This is a genomic window from Pseudomonas sp. DCA-1 (assembly GCF_046523955.1).
GTDB classification, from domain to species: domain Bacteria; phylum Pseudomonadota; class Gammaproteobacteria; order Pseudomonadales; family Pseudomonadaceae; genus Aquipseudomonas; species Aquipseudomonas putida_Y.
Window position 1 is genome coordinate 951,517 of sequence record NZ_CP169881.1, and the last position, 14,412, is coordinate 965,928.

13 protein-coding genes and 1 tRNA gene are annotated in these 14,412 nt (G+C 62.0%); 7 read left to right on the top strand and 7 right to left on the bottom strand.

Annotation, left to right across the window (positions count from 1 at the left end; translation table 11 throughout):
• Positions 1-51: 51 nt before the first annotated feature.
• The 3 genes from selA (at position 52) to ACE4QZ_RS04660 (ending at position 3,500) form a co-directional block, all read left to right on the top strand.
• Positions 52-1,479: an L-seryl-tRNA(Sec) selenium transferase gene (gene selA / locus ACE4QZ_RS04650; RefSeq protein WP_410480401.1), complete on the top strand. Its 1,428-nt coding sequence runs from the start codon at positions 52-54 to the stop codon at positions 1,477-1,479.
• On the top strand, positions 1,476-3,398 hold the full coding sequence (gene selB / locus ACE4QZ_RS04655) for a selenocysteine-specific translation elongation factor (RefSeq protein ID WP_279935158.1): 1,923 nt from the start codon (positions 1,476-1,478) through the stop codon (positions 3,396-3,398). Before selA ends, selB begins: the two co-directional genes overlap by 4 nt.
• Positions 3,399-3,404: 6 nt before the next feature.
• Positions 3,405-3,500, top strand: a tRNA-Sec gene (locus ACE4QZ_RS04660).
• A gap of 83 nt (positions 3,501-3,583) precedes the next feature.
• Here ACE4QZ_RS04660 and ACE4QZ_RS04665 read toward each other — a convergent pair.
• A complete protein-coding gene (locus ACE4QZ_RS04665) occupies positions 3,584-4,582 on the bottom strand; it encodes an asparaginase (protein ID WP_021783908.1) in 999 nt (332 codons plus the stop codon).
• A 63-nt stretch (positions 4,583-4,645) separates the two neighbouring features.
• Positions 4,646-6,088, bottom strand: coding sequence for an alanine/glycine:cation symporter family protein (locus ACE4QZ_RS04670; RefSeq protein WP_021783909.1), 1,443 nt, complete (start codon positions 6,086-6,088; stop codon positions 4,646-4,648).
• Between the two features lie 178 nt (positions 6,089-6,266).
• Between ACE4QZ_RS04670 and ACE4QZ_RS04675 the strand changes: the two genes are divergently transcribed.
• Positions 6,267-7,076 carry a helix-turn-helix domain-containing protein gene (locus ACE4QZ_RS04675; protein ID WP_021783910.1) on the top strand — a complete coding sequence of 270 codons (810 nt, stop codon included), beginning with the start codon at positions 6,267-6,269 and terminating at the stop codon, positions 7,074-7,076.
• An 11-nt stretch (positions 7,077-7,087) separates the two neighbouring features.
• Here ACE4QZ_RS04675 and ACE4QZ_RS04680 read toward each other — a convergent pair whose 3' ends face one another.
• The 3 genes from ACE4QZ_RS04680 to ACE4QZ_RS04690 are packed head-to-tail and all read right to left on the bottom strand — an operon-like array spanning position 7,088 to position 9,791.
• Positions 7,088-7,933 (bottom strand): alpha/beta hydrolase, encoded by an 846-nt coding sequence (locus ACE4QZ_RS04680; protein ID WP_028697801.1) that lies wholly within the window; start codon positions 7,931-7,933, stop codon positions 7,088-7,090.
• A gap of 8 nt (positions 7,934-7,941) precedes the next feature.
• Positions 7,942-8,733: a TSUP family transporter gene (locus ACE4QZ_RS04685; protein WP_021783912.1), complete on the bottom strand. Its 792-nt coding sequence runs from the start codon at positions 8,731-8,733 to the stop codon at positions 7,942-7,944.
• 17 nt (positions 8,734-8,750) lie between these two features.
• A complete protein-coding gene (locus tag ACE4QZ_RS04690) occupies positions 8,751-9,791 on the bottom strand; it encodes a TauD/TfdA family dioxygenase (RefSeq protein ID WP_028697800.1) in 1,041 nt (346 codons plus the stop codon).
• A gap of 261 nt (positions 9,792-10,052) precedes the next feature.
• Here ACE4QZ_RS04690 and ACE4QZ_RS04695 point away from each other — a divergent pair, with 261 nt between their 5' ends.
• Both ACE4QZ_RS04695 and ACE4QZ_RS04700 read left to right on the top strand, forming a co-directional pair.
• On the top strand, positions 10,053-10,937 hold the full coding sequence (locus ACE4QZ_RS04695) for a sugar nucleotide-binding protein (protein WP_021783916.1): 885 nt from the start codon (positions 10,053-10,055) through the stop codon (positions 10,935-10,937).
• Positions 10,930-11,862, top strand: a complete 933-nt coding sequence (locus ACE4QZ_RS04700) for an NAD-dependent epimerase/dehydratase family protein (protein ID WP_021783917.1) — start codon at positions 10,930-10,932, stop codon at positions 11,860-11,862. The genes ACE4QZ_RS04695 and ACE4QZ_RS04700 overlap by 8 nt, the downstream gene beginning before the upstream one ends.
• A gap of 30 nt (positions 11,863-11,892) precedes the next feature.
• On the opposite strand, the gene ACE4QZ_RS04705 is transcribed toward ACE4QZ_RS04700, so the two are convergent.
• Entirely contained in the window at positions 11,893-12,336 is a 444-nt protein-coding gene (locus ACE4QZ_RS04705; RefSeq protein WP_103443409.1) for a winged helix-turn-helix transcriptional regulator, read from the bottom strand.
• A gap of 102 nt (positions 12,337-12,438) precedes the next feature.
• On the opposite strand from ACE4QZ_RS04705, the gene ACE4QZ_RS04710 reads away from it, so the two are divergent.
• On the top strand, positions 12,439-13,653 hold the full coding sequence (locus tag ACE4QZ_RS04710; RefSeq protein WP_410480402.1) for an MFS transporter: 1,215 nt from the start codon (positions 12,439-12,441) through the stop codon (positions 13,651-13,653).
• Here ACE4QZ_RS04710 and ACE4QZ_RS04715 read toward each other — a convergent pair.
• Positions 13,641-14,324: an OmpW/AlkL family protein gene (locus ACE4QZ_RS04715; protein WP_021783920.1), complete on the bottom strand. Its 684-nt coding sequence runs from the start codon at positions 14,322-14,324 to the stop codon at positions 13,641-13,643. The two genes, ACE4QZ_RS04710 and ACE4QZ_RS04715, sit on opposite strands and share 13 nt — an antisense overlap.
• Positions 14,325-14,412 lie beyond the last annotated feature (88 nt).

Here is a 14,412-nt window from a genome sequence, read left to right on the forward strand (position 1 = left end):
TCACCGCGAATGGGCCAGCACAGACAACGGATCAGTCCAAGGTAGTACCGCATGTCCAACAGCCTAGCCAGCGACACCCCACGCCTGCCGTCCATCGATAACCTCCTGCGCCACCCGGCTTGTCTCCCGCTGATCGACCGCCACGGTCGCGACGCCGTGCTGACTACCCTGCGCCAGTTGCTCGACGACCTGCGCCAGCCCGCCCGTAATGGCGAACTCGGCAGCGCCGAACTGGCCCCGGAAATCCTCCTTGGCCGCAGCGCAGAACGCCTCGCCCTCCAGCAACGCAGTCAGGTCCGCCGCGTGTTCAATCTCACCGGGACCGTGCTGCATACCAACCTGGGCCGTGCCTTGCTACCGGAAGAAGCCATCGAGGCCATGCAGACCGCCGCTCGTTATCCGCTCAACCTGGAATTCGACCTGGCCACCGGCAAACGTGGCGACCGTGATGACCTGATCGAGGGCTTGATCCGCGAGCTGACCGGCGCCGAAGCCGTCACCGTGGTCAACAACAATGCCGCCGCCGTGCTGCTAGCGCTCAACAGCCTGGGCGCACGCAAGGAAGGCATCATCTCTCGCGGCGAGCTGATCGAGATCGGTGGTGCCTTCCGGATTCCCGACATCATGGCCCGTGCCGGCGTCAAGCTGCACGAGGTCGGCACCACCAACCGTACTCACGCCCGCGACTACGAGGCCGCCATCGGCCCGCGCACTGGCCTGCTGATGCGGGTGCATTGCAGCAACTACAGCATCCAGGGCTTCACCACCCAGGTGCCTACTGCCGAGCTGGCACGTATCGCCCACCAACATGAATTGCCGCTGCTTGAAGACCTGGGCAGCGGCAGCCTGCTCGACCTTACCCGCTGGGGCCTGCCCGCCGAACCCACGGTACGCCAGGCCCTGGCCGATGGTGCCGATATCGTCACCTTCAGTGGCGACAAACTGCTGGGTGGTCCGCAAGCCGGGATCATCGTCGGCCGCAAGGACTTGATCACCAGGATCAAGAAAAATCCGCTCAAGCGTGCGTTGCGCGTCGACAAGATCACCCTTGCTGCACTCGAAGCGGTGCTGGCGCTGTACCGCAACCCCGATCGCCTGGCCGAGCGGCTGCCCAGCCTGCGCCTGCTGACTCGCAACCAGGCCGAGATCCAGGCCCAGGCCGAGCGCCTGGCGCCTGAACTCAAGGCGCGCCTCGGTGAGCAATGGGCCATCAGTGTAGAGCCTGCGTTGGGCATGATCGGCAGTGGCAGCCAGCCGGTTGCGCGCTTGCCCAGTTTCGCGCTGTGCCTGCGCCCGCAAGTGTCGAAGAAGCTGCGTGGGCGCAGCCTGCATGTACTGGAACGAGCCCTGCGCGACCTGCCGGTGCCGGTGCTGGGCCGCATTGACGACGATGCCCTGTGGCTGGACCTGCGCCAACTGGATGACGAAGCCCAGTGGTTGGCCCAGTTGCCAGCCCTGCAACTGGGGCCAGTGCAGTGATCGTTGGAACCGCAGGCCACATCGACCACGGCAAGACCGCACTGCTACAGGCGCTAACCGGCCAAGCCGGCGACCAGCGGCAGGAGGAGCGTTCCCGTGGCATGACCATCGACCTTGGTTACCGCTATGCGGCGCTGAGCGAAGGCGCGCCGCTGACCGGCTTCATCGATGTGCCGGGCCACGAGCGTTTTATCCACAACATGCTGGCCGGCGCCCATGGTATCGACGTGGTGCTGTTGGTAGTGGCTGCCGACGACGGGGTCATGCCGCAGACCCGTGAGCACCTGGCGATCATCGAGCTGCTGGGCATTCCCCAGGCCTTGGTGGCGATCAGCAAATGCGACCGGGTCGAGCCGTCGCGCCTGGCCGAGGTGCAGATGCAAGTCAGTGAGCTGCTGGCGCCTGGGGCGTATGCCGGTGCGCGGCAGTTTCCGCTGTCGAGCATCAGCGGGGAGGGCGTGGAAGCGTTGCGCCAGGCCCTGCTGGAGGCCGAAGCAGGTACGCGGCAACGCAGTGTGCACGGTGGTTTTCGCCTGGCCGTCGACCGTGCCTTTGCGGTTACCGGCGCGGGTGTGGTGGTCACCGGCACGGCACTGGCCGGGCGGGTCAGTGCAGGTGATACGTTGCTGCTGGGCAAGGCCGGCAAGGTGGTGCGCGTGCGTGGCCTGCATGCGCAGAACCAGGCCGCGTTGGTGGCAGAAGCAGGCCAACGGGTGGCGCTGAACATCGCTGCCGAACGCCTGGCTGTGGAGCAGGTGCGCCGGGGCGACTGGCTGGTGCCCGAATGGTTGCATGCGCCCAGTGTTCGGGTGGATATCGAGTTGCACCTGTTACCAGACGAGACGCGTACTTTCGAACATTTCAGCGCCGTGCATGTGCACCTCGGCACCCAAGATGTCACGGCCCGGGTTGCCTTGCTCGAAGGCGAAAGCCTGGCTGCCGGCCAACGCATGTTTGCCCAGTTGCTGCTCAACGCGCCGTTGCAGGCTGTGCACGGAGACCGCCTGGTGCTGCGCGATCAGCGCGCTCAGCGCACATTGGGCGGCGGCAAGGTGCTCGACCCGTTCGCACCAAGCCGCCAACGCCGCAGCGATGCCCGTCTGCAGCAGTTGCAGGTACTGCGCGATGCAGCGGATCTGGAGCAGGCGCTGCCAGCACTGCTCGCCAGTGCACCGGGCGGTATTAGTCCGCAGCGACTCGAGCGGCAGTTCAACCGCCTGCGGGAAACCTGGCAGTTACCGGACGATGTGCGGGTGGTGGCCACCCGGCAGGGCCAACTGTTGTTCGCCAATGCCCAATGGCTGGCGCTCAAGCAGCAGGTTCTGGAACAGTTGGCGCGCTTTCACGAGCAAGAGCCCGACCAGCTCGGCCCTGACCGGGATCGCTTGCGGCGCTTTGTAGCCTTGCCCCTGGAGCGGCCGGCATTCGTCAGCCTGCTGGATGAGCTGCTCGACGACAGCGCCATCGCCAGCAGCGGGCCATGGCTGCATCTGCCCGATCACAAGGTGCAGTTGAGCGAAGCCGACAGTGCATTGTGGGCGCGTCTGCAGCCGAAGTTGATCGCAGGGCAATATGACCCACCCTGGGTCAGGACACTGGCGAGTGAGGAGAACCGTGCCGAAGCCGATGTGCGCCTGTTACTGCGCAAGTTGGCGCGGCTGGGCCTGGTGCATCAGGTAGTGCGCGACCTGTTCTACCCTGAGGCGACGCTACAGCGCATGGCAGCGTTGATGTTGGAGCAGGCCAGCGAAACGACGATAGTGCAGGTTTCCGCGTTTCGCGATATGTTGGGCATCGGTCGCAAGCGCAGTGTGCAGATTCTGGAATACTTCGACCGCATCGGCCTGACCCGGAGGGTGGCCGACCAGCGTCACATCCGCGCCGACAGCGCCCTGGCCCAACAGCAGGTCAGGCACTGAGTTCAAGGAAGGCAATCGCGCCCGGTGGCGCGGCCGGGCTTCAAACCCGGTTGGGGACGGCAGCCGTTCCCGGGCAGGTTCGACTCCCGCTGCCTTCCGCCATTTTTCACGCTTTAGGGCCTCTTCGCGGGCGAACCCGCTCCTACACAGGAAACCCTATCGTCGTAGGCCCTCAAGGGCGCTGATCAAGCCCGCTCGCCACACAGATCCAGGGCAAACCAGTGCTCTGCTGCGTCGGCATCCAACCCAGCGCCCAGCAGTGCCACCATCTTGCCCAGTGCCGCTTCACGGGTCATGCCACCGCCACTGACCAGCCCGGCCCCGCGCAAGCGGTTGCCCGCTGCATAGGTGTCGAACACCACTGAGCCTTCCGGGCACTGGCTGATAGCCGCCAGCATCACGCCGCGCTGGCGCGCTGCGCTCAGCACATTCAGCAGCGCCTGGTCATCCGACGGCCCGGTACCGCTGCCGTAGCACTCCAGCAACAAACCCTGCACACCGCTGTCGATCAAGGCCTGCAAATGCCCGGCCTGCAGCCCCGGGAAAACCGGCACGACCGCCAGGTTGACCGGTTTGCGCGGCTGCCTGTAGCCCAGCTCGGCAGGGATCGTATCGGCCCGCTCAGCGTCACGATGGCGCGGCAGCGCAGCAAAGGCATCGAACGCTTCGCTACGCAGCTTCGACGCCCGACAGCCATGCAGCAGTTGACCGTGGAAGTACAGCTGCACGCCCTCTTCCAGGCCTTGTTCGAACTGGCGCAATGCGCCGCACAGGTTGTCCCAGGCATCGCTGTCCGGGGCACCTGCCGGCAGCATCGAGCCGGTCAGCAACACCGGTACGGGCAAGCCAAGCAACAGGAACGACAACGCTGCAGCGCTGTAGGCCATGCTGTCGGTACCGTGCAGCACCAGCACGCCATCGTGGCCCGCTACATCCACCGCCTCGACGATGGCATCGCGCATCGCCAGCCAGTTGTGTTGTTGCATGTTGGCGCTGTCGAGCAACGGGTCCAGCTCTTGCAGCGTCCATTGCACCCGCGGTGCATTGGCCATCTGGGCAAAGTGTTCACGCATCCGCGCTTCAAAACCACCGGCCGGTGCCAGGCCTTCGGGGGTTTCGAGCATGCCGATGGTGCCACCGGTATAGAGAACGAGAAGATTCTTTACTGCGCGCATGGAAAGCATCCGTAGCGGTGAGCGGAGAAAGAAAAGCCGCCCGCGGAAGGGGCGGCTGGGCAGGGGAGGATATCAGCGCTGCGGCTGAACTTGGCCGACTGCTTTGTCAGTGGCTGTTTCCACCTGAGGATTGGCAGGCCAGGCATTGCGGTCCAGGTCCAGGTCGGCAAACTTGGACGAGTCGAACACAGGCTGCTTTACACCGGCCTTGCGCTGGTCGTCGTAGTCGCGCATGACTCGCAGGCCGACCTTGAACAGCAGGGCCAGGGCCACCAGGTTGACGAAGGCCAGGCAGGTCATGGTGATGTCGGCGAAGGCGAACACGGTCGACAGGTCTTGCATCGAACCCCACACGACCAGTGCCAGGACCAGGCCACGGAACACCATCAACACTACGCGGTTACGGCTGAGGAACTGCAGGCTGTTCTCGCCGAGGTAGTAGTTGTAGAGGATGCAGGTGAAGACGAACAGCGACAGCGCCACGCTGACGAACACGCGACCCCAGTCACCGACTACGGCGGCCAGCGAGTTCTGGGTCAGGACAATGCCGTCGCCCTCGAAGCCCGGGGTGTAGAAGCCTGAAAGCAGGATCAGCAGTGCGGTGCAGGTGCAGATCAGGAAGGTGTCGAGGAACACGCTGAAGGCCTGGACCACGCCCTGCGCGCCCGGGTGTTTCACGGCAGCCACGGCAGCGACGTTCGGCGCACTGCCCAGGCCTGCTTCGTTGGCGAACACGCCACGCTTCACACCCATGACGATGGCGCTGCCGAGCAGGCCGCCGAAAGCAGGGTCGAGGCCGAAGGCGCTCTTGAAGATGGTTTCCAGCATGGCTGGCACGTGTTCGATCTGGGTGCCGATCACGTACAAGGTTACGCCGATGTAGGCCAGGGTCTTGACGGGTACCAGCAGGTCCGACACCGCCGCGATGCGCTTGATACCGCCGATGAAGGTGATGGCCAGCAGCACGGCCAGGACAATACCGCTGTGGCTTGGGTCGAAGGCAAAGGCGTTCTGCAGCGAGTGGGTCATGGTGTACGACTGCAGACCGATGAAGGCGAAGCCGTAGGTGACCAGCAGCAAGAGCGAAAACACGATGGCCATGCTCTTGCGCTTCAGCCCGTGCTGGATGTAGTAGGCCGGGCCGCCACGGTACAGGCCGTCGCCATCAGCGCGCTTGTAAACCTGGGCCAGGGTGCATTCGAAGAAGCTGCTGGACATGCCCACCAGTGCGGTGACCCACATCCAGAACACGGCGCCTGGGCCGCCCAGGGTCACTGCGATACCGACACCGGCGATGTTGCCGGCACCCACGCGGCCGGCCAGGCTCAGCATCAGGGCCTGGAAGGAACTCAGCTGGCCTGCCTGGCCACGCAGCGATTCCTTGAACACGCTGAACATATGGGTGAAGTGGCGGAACTGGACGAACCGGGAGCGGATGGTGAAGTAGCTACCCAGCCCTACGATCAGCACGATGAGGAGTTTCCCCGAAAGGAAATCGTTGATTACTTCGAGCATTGGAAAATGACCTCGATTCTTATTCTTCGTGTGGAAAGACCAGCGGACGGCAGGCGCACCGCTATTCGTTGGGGCGCATGGTTGGCTATGACAAGACTGGTTACAATTTCGCGGATTGCTCTGACTTGATGCGACTTGATGCTACAATGGCGTCATTCGCGTCACCTGGATTCCGCATATGAGCGATCACTTCGCTACCAACCTCAAACTCGCCTGCAGCCACTACCGCTCTATTTCAGAAGTTTGCCGCCAGCTCTCGATCAACCGCGCGCAGTTCAACAAGTACCTGAGCGGGCAAAGCCGTCCGACGGCTTTCAACCTGAAGCGCATTGGCGACTTCTTCGGTGTCGAGGATTACGAACTGAACCTGCCCGCCGAGCAGTTCGCCCGTCTGATCGGTGCGCGGGTATCGACCCTGGCCGAGCAGCCCAGTGACCCGATCAGCGAGTTGTTTCGCCCGTTGCACGAACATGCGGGCAATCTGTCGCGCTATTGCGGTTACTACTTCGAGTATTCCAACTGCATGTCGGTACCGGGCACGATCCTCGTGTCGCTGGTGCACCTGTGGGAAGAGCGCGGCCGTTTTCTGTTCGAGCGCCAGGAACGGCAGGAACGCTCCAGTGCTACCGATCAGCATGCCGAGGTACGCTGTCGCTACCTGGGGGCGGCGTTCCAGTTGCAGGACCGGATGTTCCTCATCGACTACGAGTCGCTGACGTTCAACGAGATGAGCCAGACCATCCTCATCCCCAGCTTCAAAAGCCGCATCACCCGGTTGAATGGCCTGAAGGCCGGCGTATCCAGCGGCGACCGGCGCAACCCTGCCTGTACCCGGGTGGTATGGGAATACCTGGGCGAGGAGATCAATCGCATCAATGCGTATCGGCAGGTGAAACTGTACCGGCCGGATGATCCACGCATAGACGACGATGTGCGTAAGCGGTTGAGTGTGGCGCCGTTGCGCGATGGTCTGTTCGAGATCGAGTAATGCTCAACGCCTTAAGCATTGTCGAGGATGAACGCTGCTACTGCGTCCGCAACCTGGTCCGCTATCGCGGGAGCCCTGCGCAAATGTGCCGCGATGCCATGGTCGCAGTCGGTAAGAAACAGGCATTGCAAGCGCGATGCTGAAACTGCTCGCATCAAGGCGAGGGTAACTTCTTCAGGAATCGGGCTATAGCGTTCAGTGCCGGCAATCCACAGGTTGCCAGCGCTGGTGCCAGGGCCTTTGCCGAATCTCTGGGAGTTGAGCCCGTCGTACTCGCCGATCACCATCAATACTCTTCCACGAAACTGGTTGAGGAAGGTGTAGCTATCGCTCTCCAGAAAACCGAAAGGCTTTTTGATGGCAGCAGTGAATGCTGGGCCGAACGGCGCCTGGTAGGCGTGGTCTGGATAAACTGCTGGACAGATCAATACGATGTTGTCCACTTGTGGCAACTGTGCTGCAAGCTTGAGCGTAATTGCCGCGCCAAGGCTGTGGCCTATGAGCGTTCGGCATCGAGGCGCGATATGCGCGTGGAAACGCTGTGCTTCATCAAGGTTCGTAGCCAGTGACGGTGACAATGCGCCTGGCTCGCTGGCGAGGCTATGGCCTGACAGATTGCCAGTGAGTGAACCAATGCCTGCGGCTTGCAGGCGATAAAGCAGGGGGTTGAGCCGGGTAAAGTCGGAACGCGCGCCCCCCAAAACGAATGCTGGAGCTGCGCGCTCGATATCAGGTACCAGCAATCGCGCCTGTTGCTGGTAGTTTCCAAAGACTTCATTGATGAACAGCTCTTTGCCTGGGGCGGGCTCATCAAACTGCCACTTCACGCGCTGCGGGGAAGCCTTTTGAATGTGCATGGTGCTCTCTAGAAGAACTGGTTGAGCCATTCGCCGAGCGGGTTGCCCGTATCGAGCAGCAGTTTGAGTGCCATGATGCAGCAGACGCTGACCAGCAGCGGTTTTATGAGGCGTGAGCCGAAGCGTACTGCGCAGCGTGCCCCCAATTGCGCGCCCAGAAAGGCGGCGAGCGCCATTGCCAGCGCCAGCGGCCAGATGATCGCCCCGCTGAGAGAAAAAACTGACAATGCGCCCAGGTTACAGGCTGCGTTCAAAAGCTTGCTGGTGCATACGGCTTGAATGAGGTGCTGGCCCAAGAGGACCACGCAAGCCAGCATGAAGAACGAGCCGACTCCAGGGCCGAAGATGCCGTCATAAAAGCCAATGATTGGTGCAGCCGTCACGCAGAATAGGCTAGTCGATACCTTTGCCTTGCGCGCTTGTTCATTCGGCTTTGGACTGAAGGCAAAGTAGGCGGCGATCAGGATCAGCAGTGGTGGGACGCACGCCTGCAAAACGCTTTTGGGGACGTAAGTTATCGACAAGGCTCCCAACGCCCCACCGATGAACGACATGACAGCCATGGGACTGCCTCGTCTCCAGTCGATCATGCCTTTGCGGGCGAAGGCGCACGTAGCCGAAACCGTAGCCGAAGCTGCCTGGAACTTGTTAGTGGCAATAGCTGCCAAGGGTTCTACACCGGCAATAAACAGCACCGGGAGCGTGATAAGGCCACCGCCGCCGGCGATAGCATCAAAAAAGCCGGCCATCAGTGCAACCAGTGCGAGTAGCAGAACAAACGTCAAGTCGATTTCGATCATGGGGTATTTTCCTGTGCTCAACCACGGACCAGCAGCGGGTCTTCAGCGAGCACCAACGGTACGGCGAAGGGGGAGTATCCGAATTGACGGATAAGCAGGCGCCGGTTGTCCTGGACCTTGTCGCGGCCGTGCAAGGCTCGGCTGTTGTTGATCAACAATGCGCTGTCAGGTTGCAGGGCAAACGTCAGCGGTTGCGCAGTGCTCAGTGCTTTTTGAAAGGCGTTGAACGCGCGCGCCGCAGCGTTGCAGGCACGTTCATTCAGGCTGAAGCGATAGCTGTTGTATCGAACAGAGAAACCACCATTGGGCTCGAACTGCAGCATTGAAACTGCTTTGCCAGCATTGCCCTGTCCCTGAGCGAAGCAGTCACTGCGTGTGAAGTCGAAAGACTTTGAAGTCAGCGCAAGTGTGTCCAGGTTACTCAAGCGTTCGATGATTTCCCGGAGTGGGAAGACATTCGTAGGTTCATTGGCGGGGTTCCAGCGCGCAGTGAGAATCAGTGCTGAGGGAGCAGGGGAGTGAGCGTTGCTGGCGTTTGTTGAGCAGTTGTAAGGTGCTTCAGTGTGTGGCCCCAAGCGCAAGCCCGCATGCGAGCTGGTTTCAACCTCCAGGCAGGGATCTTCGTCGGGGCGCGGGACGCGGCCACCGCCCTTGAAGTTGCCGACCAGGCGGACCTGTTTGCCATCGTTGTCGATATCGAAGGCGAAACTGCGGTGGCGTACGAGTTCCAGCAGCAGTTGATTGCGCGAGGCAAGGTATTGGCAGCGAGGGCTTTGCGCCAGGGCGGTAATGTCGGGTAGGTATTCTGGTATTGGCTCGTTGGCACAGTGCATCTGCCTGTACATCAAGGCAGATAGATGGCCTTCACTGAAGCGCCGGAGGAGCGCACGCTGTTCTTCACTCAAGGCTTTTTCGAGTTGATCGGCGAATATACGAGCCTGAAGTGCTACTCCTTTAGCCTCCGGTCCACCCAAATCAGCAAGGGTTTGGCTTGCAAAGGCTATGGCCTGGCTTTGCTCTGGGTAGAAATCCAGGTAGGCAGCTTCCGAATGAGGCATTGAACGTTCCTTGTCGTTTTTATGTGAAACTCCCTGGCCGGCAAGTGGGGAGTCGACTATTCAATGCAGTTATGCCGATACGTGGAAGTCAGCCCATTCCTCGTATGTCGTAGGAGATTTCTGTCTGTGGCGGTATTGAGCGGTGAAACTGTGGAATCGCTCCCGCCTGCGGCATCCAACGGGGCCGGTGTTGGACTTCCCGGGCAGGAAACCGCAAAATAACCCCTTTACTTCATCAACCTCTCCGGATCTGCTGACTCTATGCGTATGCGCCTAATGCTGTTGGGTGGTGGCAATGCCCTCGGGCAAGCGCTGATTCGTCTTGGGGCCGAGGAGGACATCGCATTCCTGGCACCGCGCCCGCCCGAGAACGGCTGGGCGCCCTCAAGCCTTACTCAGCTGCTCGATGACCATCGCCCCGACGCGCTGGTCAACCTGGCCTATTACTTCGACTGGTTCCAGGCCGAGTCGGTCAGCGAGCAGCGCCTGGCCCAACAGGAGCGGGCGGTGGAGCGGTTGGCAGAGCTGTGCCAGCACCATCAGATCACCTTGGTGCAGCCATCCAGCTACCGTGTGTTCGATGGTGCGCGGGCAACGGCCTATAGCGAAAAGGACGAGCCAGTGCCGCTGGGCTTGCGTGGCCAGGCCCTTTGGCGCATCGAGCAGAGCGTGCGCGCGGCGTGCCCGCAGCATGTGCTGCTGCGCTTTGGCTGGTTGCTGGACGAGAGTATCGATGGCGCGTTGGGACGCTTCCTGACCCGTGCCGAGCAGCCACAGGAGCTGCTGCTGGCCGATGATCGACGTGGCAATCCGACGCCGGTCGATGATGCCGCCCGAGTGATCCTGTCGGTGCTCAAGCAACTCGACTGCAATGCGCCGCTGTGGGGCACCTACCATTACGCTGGCAATGAGGCGACCACGCCGCTGGCGCTGGGCCAGGCGATCCTCGCCGAGGCCGGCCAATACCGCCAGCTGGCCGTTCAGGCCCCCACGCCGCAGGCCCATGCCGCGCGCCCGGATGCCAGCGAAGAGCCACAGCACGCGGTACTTGCCTGCAAGAAAATCCTTCATACCTTCGGTATCAAGCCGCGTGCCTGGCGCGCTGGCTTGCCACCTCTACTGGACCGGTTCTACCGCCATGGCTGACGCCCCCATCCTGATCACCGGCGGTGCCGGCTTCATTGGCTCCCACCTGTGCGATGCGTTGTTGGGCAAAGGCTACGCCGTACGCATTCTCGACGACTTCTCCACCGGCCGGCGAAGCAACCTGCAGGTCGACCACCCACGGCTGGAACTGATCGAAGGTGATGTTGCCGATGCAGGGCTGGTCACTCAGGCTGCGGCTGGCTGCCGTGCTGTGGTGCATCTGGCAGCGGTAGCGTCGGTTCAGGCCTCGGTCGAAGACCCGGTGCGTACCCACCAGAGTAACTTCATCGGTACCCTCAACGTTTGCGAAGCCATGCGCGTGCATGGCCTGCGCCGGGTGCTGTTCGCCTCCAGCGCAGCGGTGTACGGCAACAATGGTGAAGGGGAGTCGATTTCCGAAGACACGCCCAAGGCGCCGTTGACCCCTTATGCCGTGGACAAGCTGGCCAGTGAGCAGTATCTGGACTTCTACCGCCGCCAGCATGGCCTGGAGCCGGTGGTGTTTCGCTTCTTCAATATCTTCGGGCCACGGCAGGACCCTTCCTCGCCGTATTCCGGAGTGATCAGCATCTTCTGCGAGCGTGCTGTGCAGGGCTTGCCGATTACAGTGTTCGGGGACGGCGAGCAGACCCGGGACTTCCTTTACGTGGGCGACCTGGTGCAGGTGATGGTGCAGGCACTGGAGCAGCCGCAGGTCGAGGAGGGGGCGGTGAACATCGGGCTGAACCAGGCGACCTCACTGAACCAGTTGCTGGCTGCGCTGGAGAAGGTTGTGGGGAGCTTGCCAGCGATCAGCTATGCGGCGGCGCGATCGGGTGATATCCGCCATTCGCGAGCGGATAACCAGCGGTTGTTGGCGCGGTTCGAGTTTGCGCAGGTGACGCCGATGGTTGAAGGCCTGGCAAAGCTTCTCGGTAAAGGCTGAACCCCTCGGGGCTGCGCCGCGGCCCTGAAATCACCCATGCCGCACCCTTCTGCGCTGGCAATCTTCGGGATGTAAGGCCCGCCCATCCTGGCTGCGGACCTGCAATATTTGAAGCGCTTGCCCCGTCACGCCGTCCACCAGCTCCGAACGCGTTTCACCCGCCTCGAACAGAAACCGCTCCCCCCACTGCCTCAAACCAACCACCACTGGAAAGACCGACTGCCCTTTGTCGGTCAGCACGTACTCTTTGTAGGCACTGCCATCCGACGCCGGCTGTGTCATCAGCAACCCACTTTCCACCAACAGCTTTAGCCGCGAGGTGAGGATGTTCTTCGCCAGCCCCAGGTTCTTCTGAAATTCACTGAAACGCCGTAGGCCGTCAAAGGCATCGCGCAGGATCATCAGCGCCCAACGGTCACCCAGCACCTCCAGAGCCCGGGCCACGGGGCACTGCGCATTGTTTTCATCGAGCATGGGGCACGCCTGTCTTGATTATCTGGTTGCAGATTAAAACCACATTTGTTAAATATCCAGCGGGTGGTTTCAAATTGAAACCAGATTCCAGAGGCTTGCTCGATGACACCTTCGCTGACACGCTGGTTAACCCTGTTGCTTGCCACCACCAGTGCGATGGCTGTGGCGACGGTGTACTTCGCTCAACCGCTGCTTGAGTCGATGGCTGCTGAGTTGGGGGTGGCGCAGCAGCAGATTGGCTGGGTAGTCGGCGCGACCCAGGCGGGCTACGCTTTGGGGCTGCTACTGATTGTGCCGCTCGGAGACTTGGTCGACCGTAAACGTCTGTTGCTTGGCCAGTTGCTGTTCTCGACGCTTGCGCTGGTCGGCGTTGGCACGGCGCCGAACTGGGCAATATTGCTGCTGGCGCTGGCTATCACCGGGTTGATGGCCGTCATGGTGCAGGTGATGGTGGCTCATGCCGCGAGCCTGGCCTCACCTGGCCAGCAAGGGCAGGCGGTAGGCACTGTCACCAGTGGTGTGGTGCTGGGTATCCTGCTGGCACGGCTGGCTTCGGGCGGGCTTGCCGACCTGGCCGGTTGGCGAAGTGTGTACCTGGTCGCCGCAGGGCTGTTGATGTTGCTGGCGCTGGTGCTGTGGCGCAGTCTGCCCGGCGGGCAGCCGATGGGAAGCCGGCCAGGTTACCGGGCGCTGATCGTGGCCCAGTTCAGCTTGTATCGGCACGACAGGTTGCTGCGCCAGTGCGGCGTGTTCGGTGTGTTGATCTTCGCCGCATTCAGCGTGCTGTGGAGTGCCATGGTCATGCCGCTAAGCGCTGCGCCGTTGGCGCTGAGCCATACCGAGATCGGCCTGTTTGGCCTGTTTGGCCTGGCAGGTGTGGCGGGTACGCTGGCGGCTTCGCATGCCGGTCGTCTGGCCGACCATGGGCGGGGTGAGCGTACCACCGGGGTGTCGTTGGCCCTGCTGACGCTGTCGTGGCTGCCAACAGCATTCGTCGAGCATTCACTGCTGGCCTTCGTGCTGGGTGTGCTGATGCTGGACTTTGCCGTGCAGGCAGTACATGTCACCAACCAGAGCCTGTTGCTGGCCGGGCGTGGTGCGATGGCTAGCCGTTTGATCGGCGCCTACATGTGTTGCTATTCGCTGGGCAGCGGTTTGGGGGCGGTGTTGGCGAGCTGGGTGTTTGCACACTGGGGCTGGGTTGCCGTGTGTGGGCTTGGCATGGGCATCAGTGCGGTCGCACTGTGCTACTGGCTATGGCTGCAACGCGCGAGGGCGGCCGAGGCCGCCCTGCAATGTTCAGGTCAGAACTTGTAGCCAAGGCCGACCATATATACCCACGGGTCGACGTCAACGTCGACCTTGGTCTTGCTGTAGCCAAGGGCGGTCGGGCCGTTGACGCTGGCCTTGGTATCGATGTCGACGTACCAGACCGAGGCGTTTACCAGCAGGTTGTCGGTCAGCATGTAGTCCATGCCCAGTTGGCCGGCGATACCTACCGAATCCTGCAGCTTGAGGTTGCTGAAGCCTTGTTGCTTGCGTGCGCTGCTCAAGTCTTCGTCAAAGAACAGGGTGTAGTTGATACCGACGCCAGCGTACGGCTGGAAGCGCGAATTCGGCTCCATTGGGTAGTACTGCAGCGACAGCGTCGGCGGCAGTTGCTTGATGTCCGCCAGCTTGCCGTCCAGCCCGCCGCCCAGACCTTTTACGGCGACGGTGTGCTTGAACGGGGTAGCTGCCAGCAGCTCCAGGCCGATGTGGTCGGTGAGCATGTAGGCAAAGGTCAGGCCCAACTGGGTATCGCTGTCCAGGGTCGCCTTGGTGCCCGACACCTTGTTACCGTCGAACTTGAGGTCGCCGCTGCTCTCGTTCGGGGCGGTGGTGATGGCGCCTGCGCGCAGGATCATGTCCCCCGCCTGATAGGCGTGGGCGGCAGGGGCGGCGAGCGCAAGGGCCACAAGCGAGGCACCCAGCAAGGACTTGTTCATGGAAGCTCCCAAAGGACGTTATTAATCGAGTAGTCCAATGGTACGGAGCTGGTTGAGCGGAAAGTTTGACCCAGCTCAACGAAGCGTC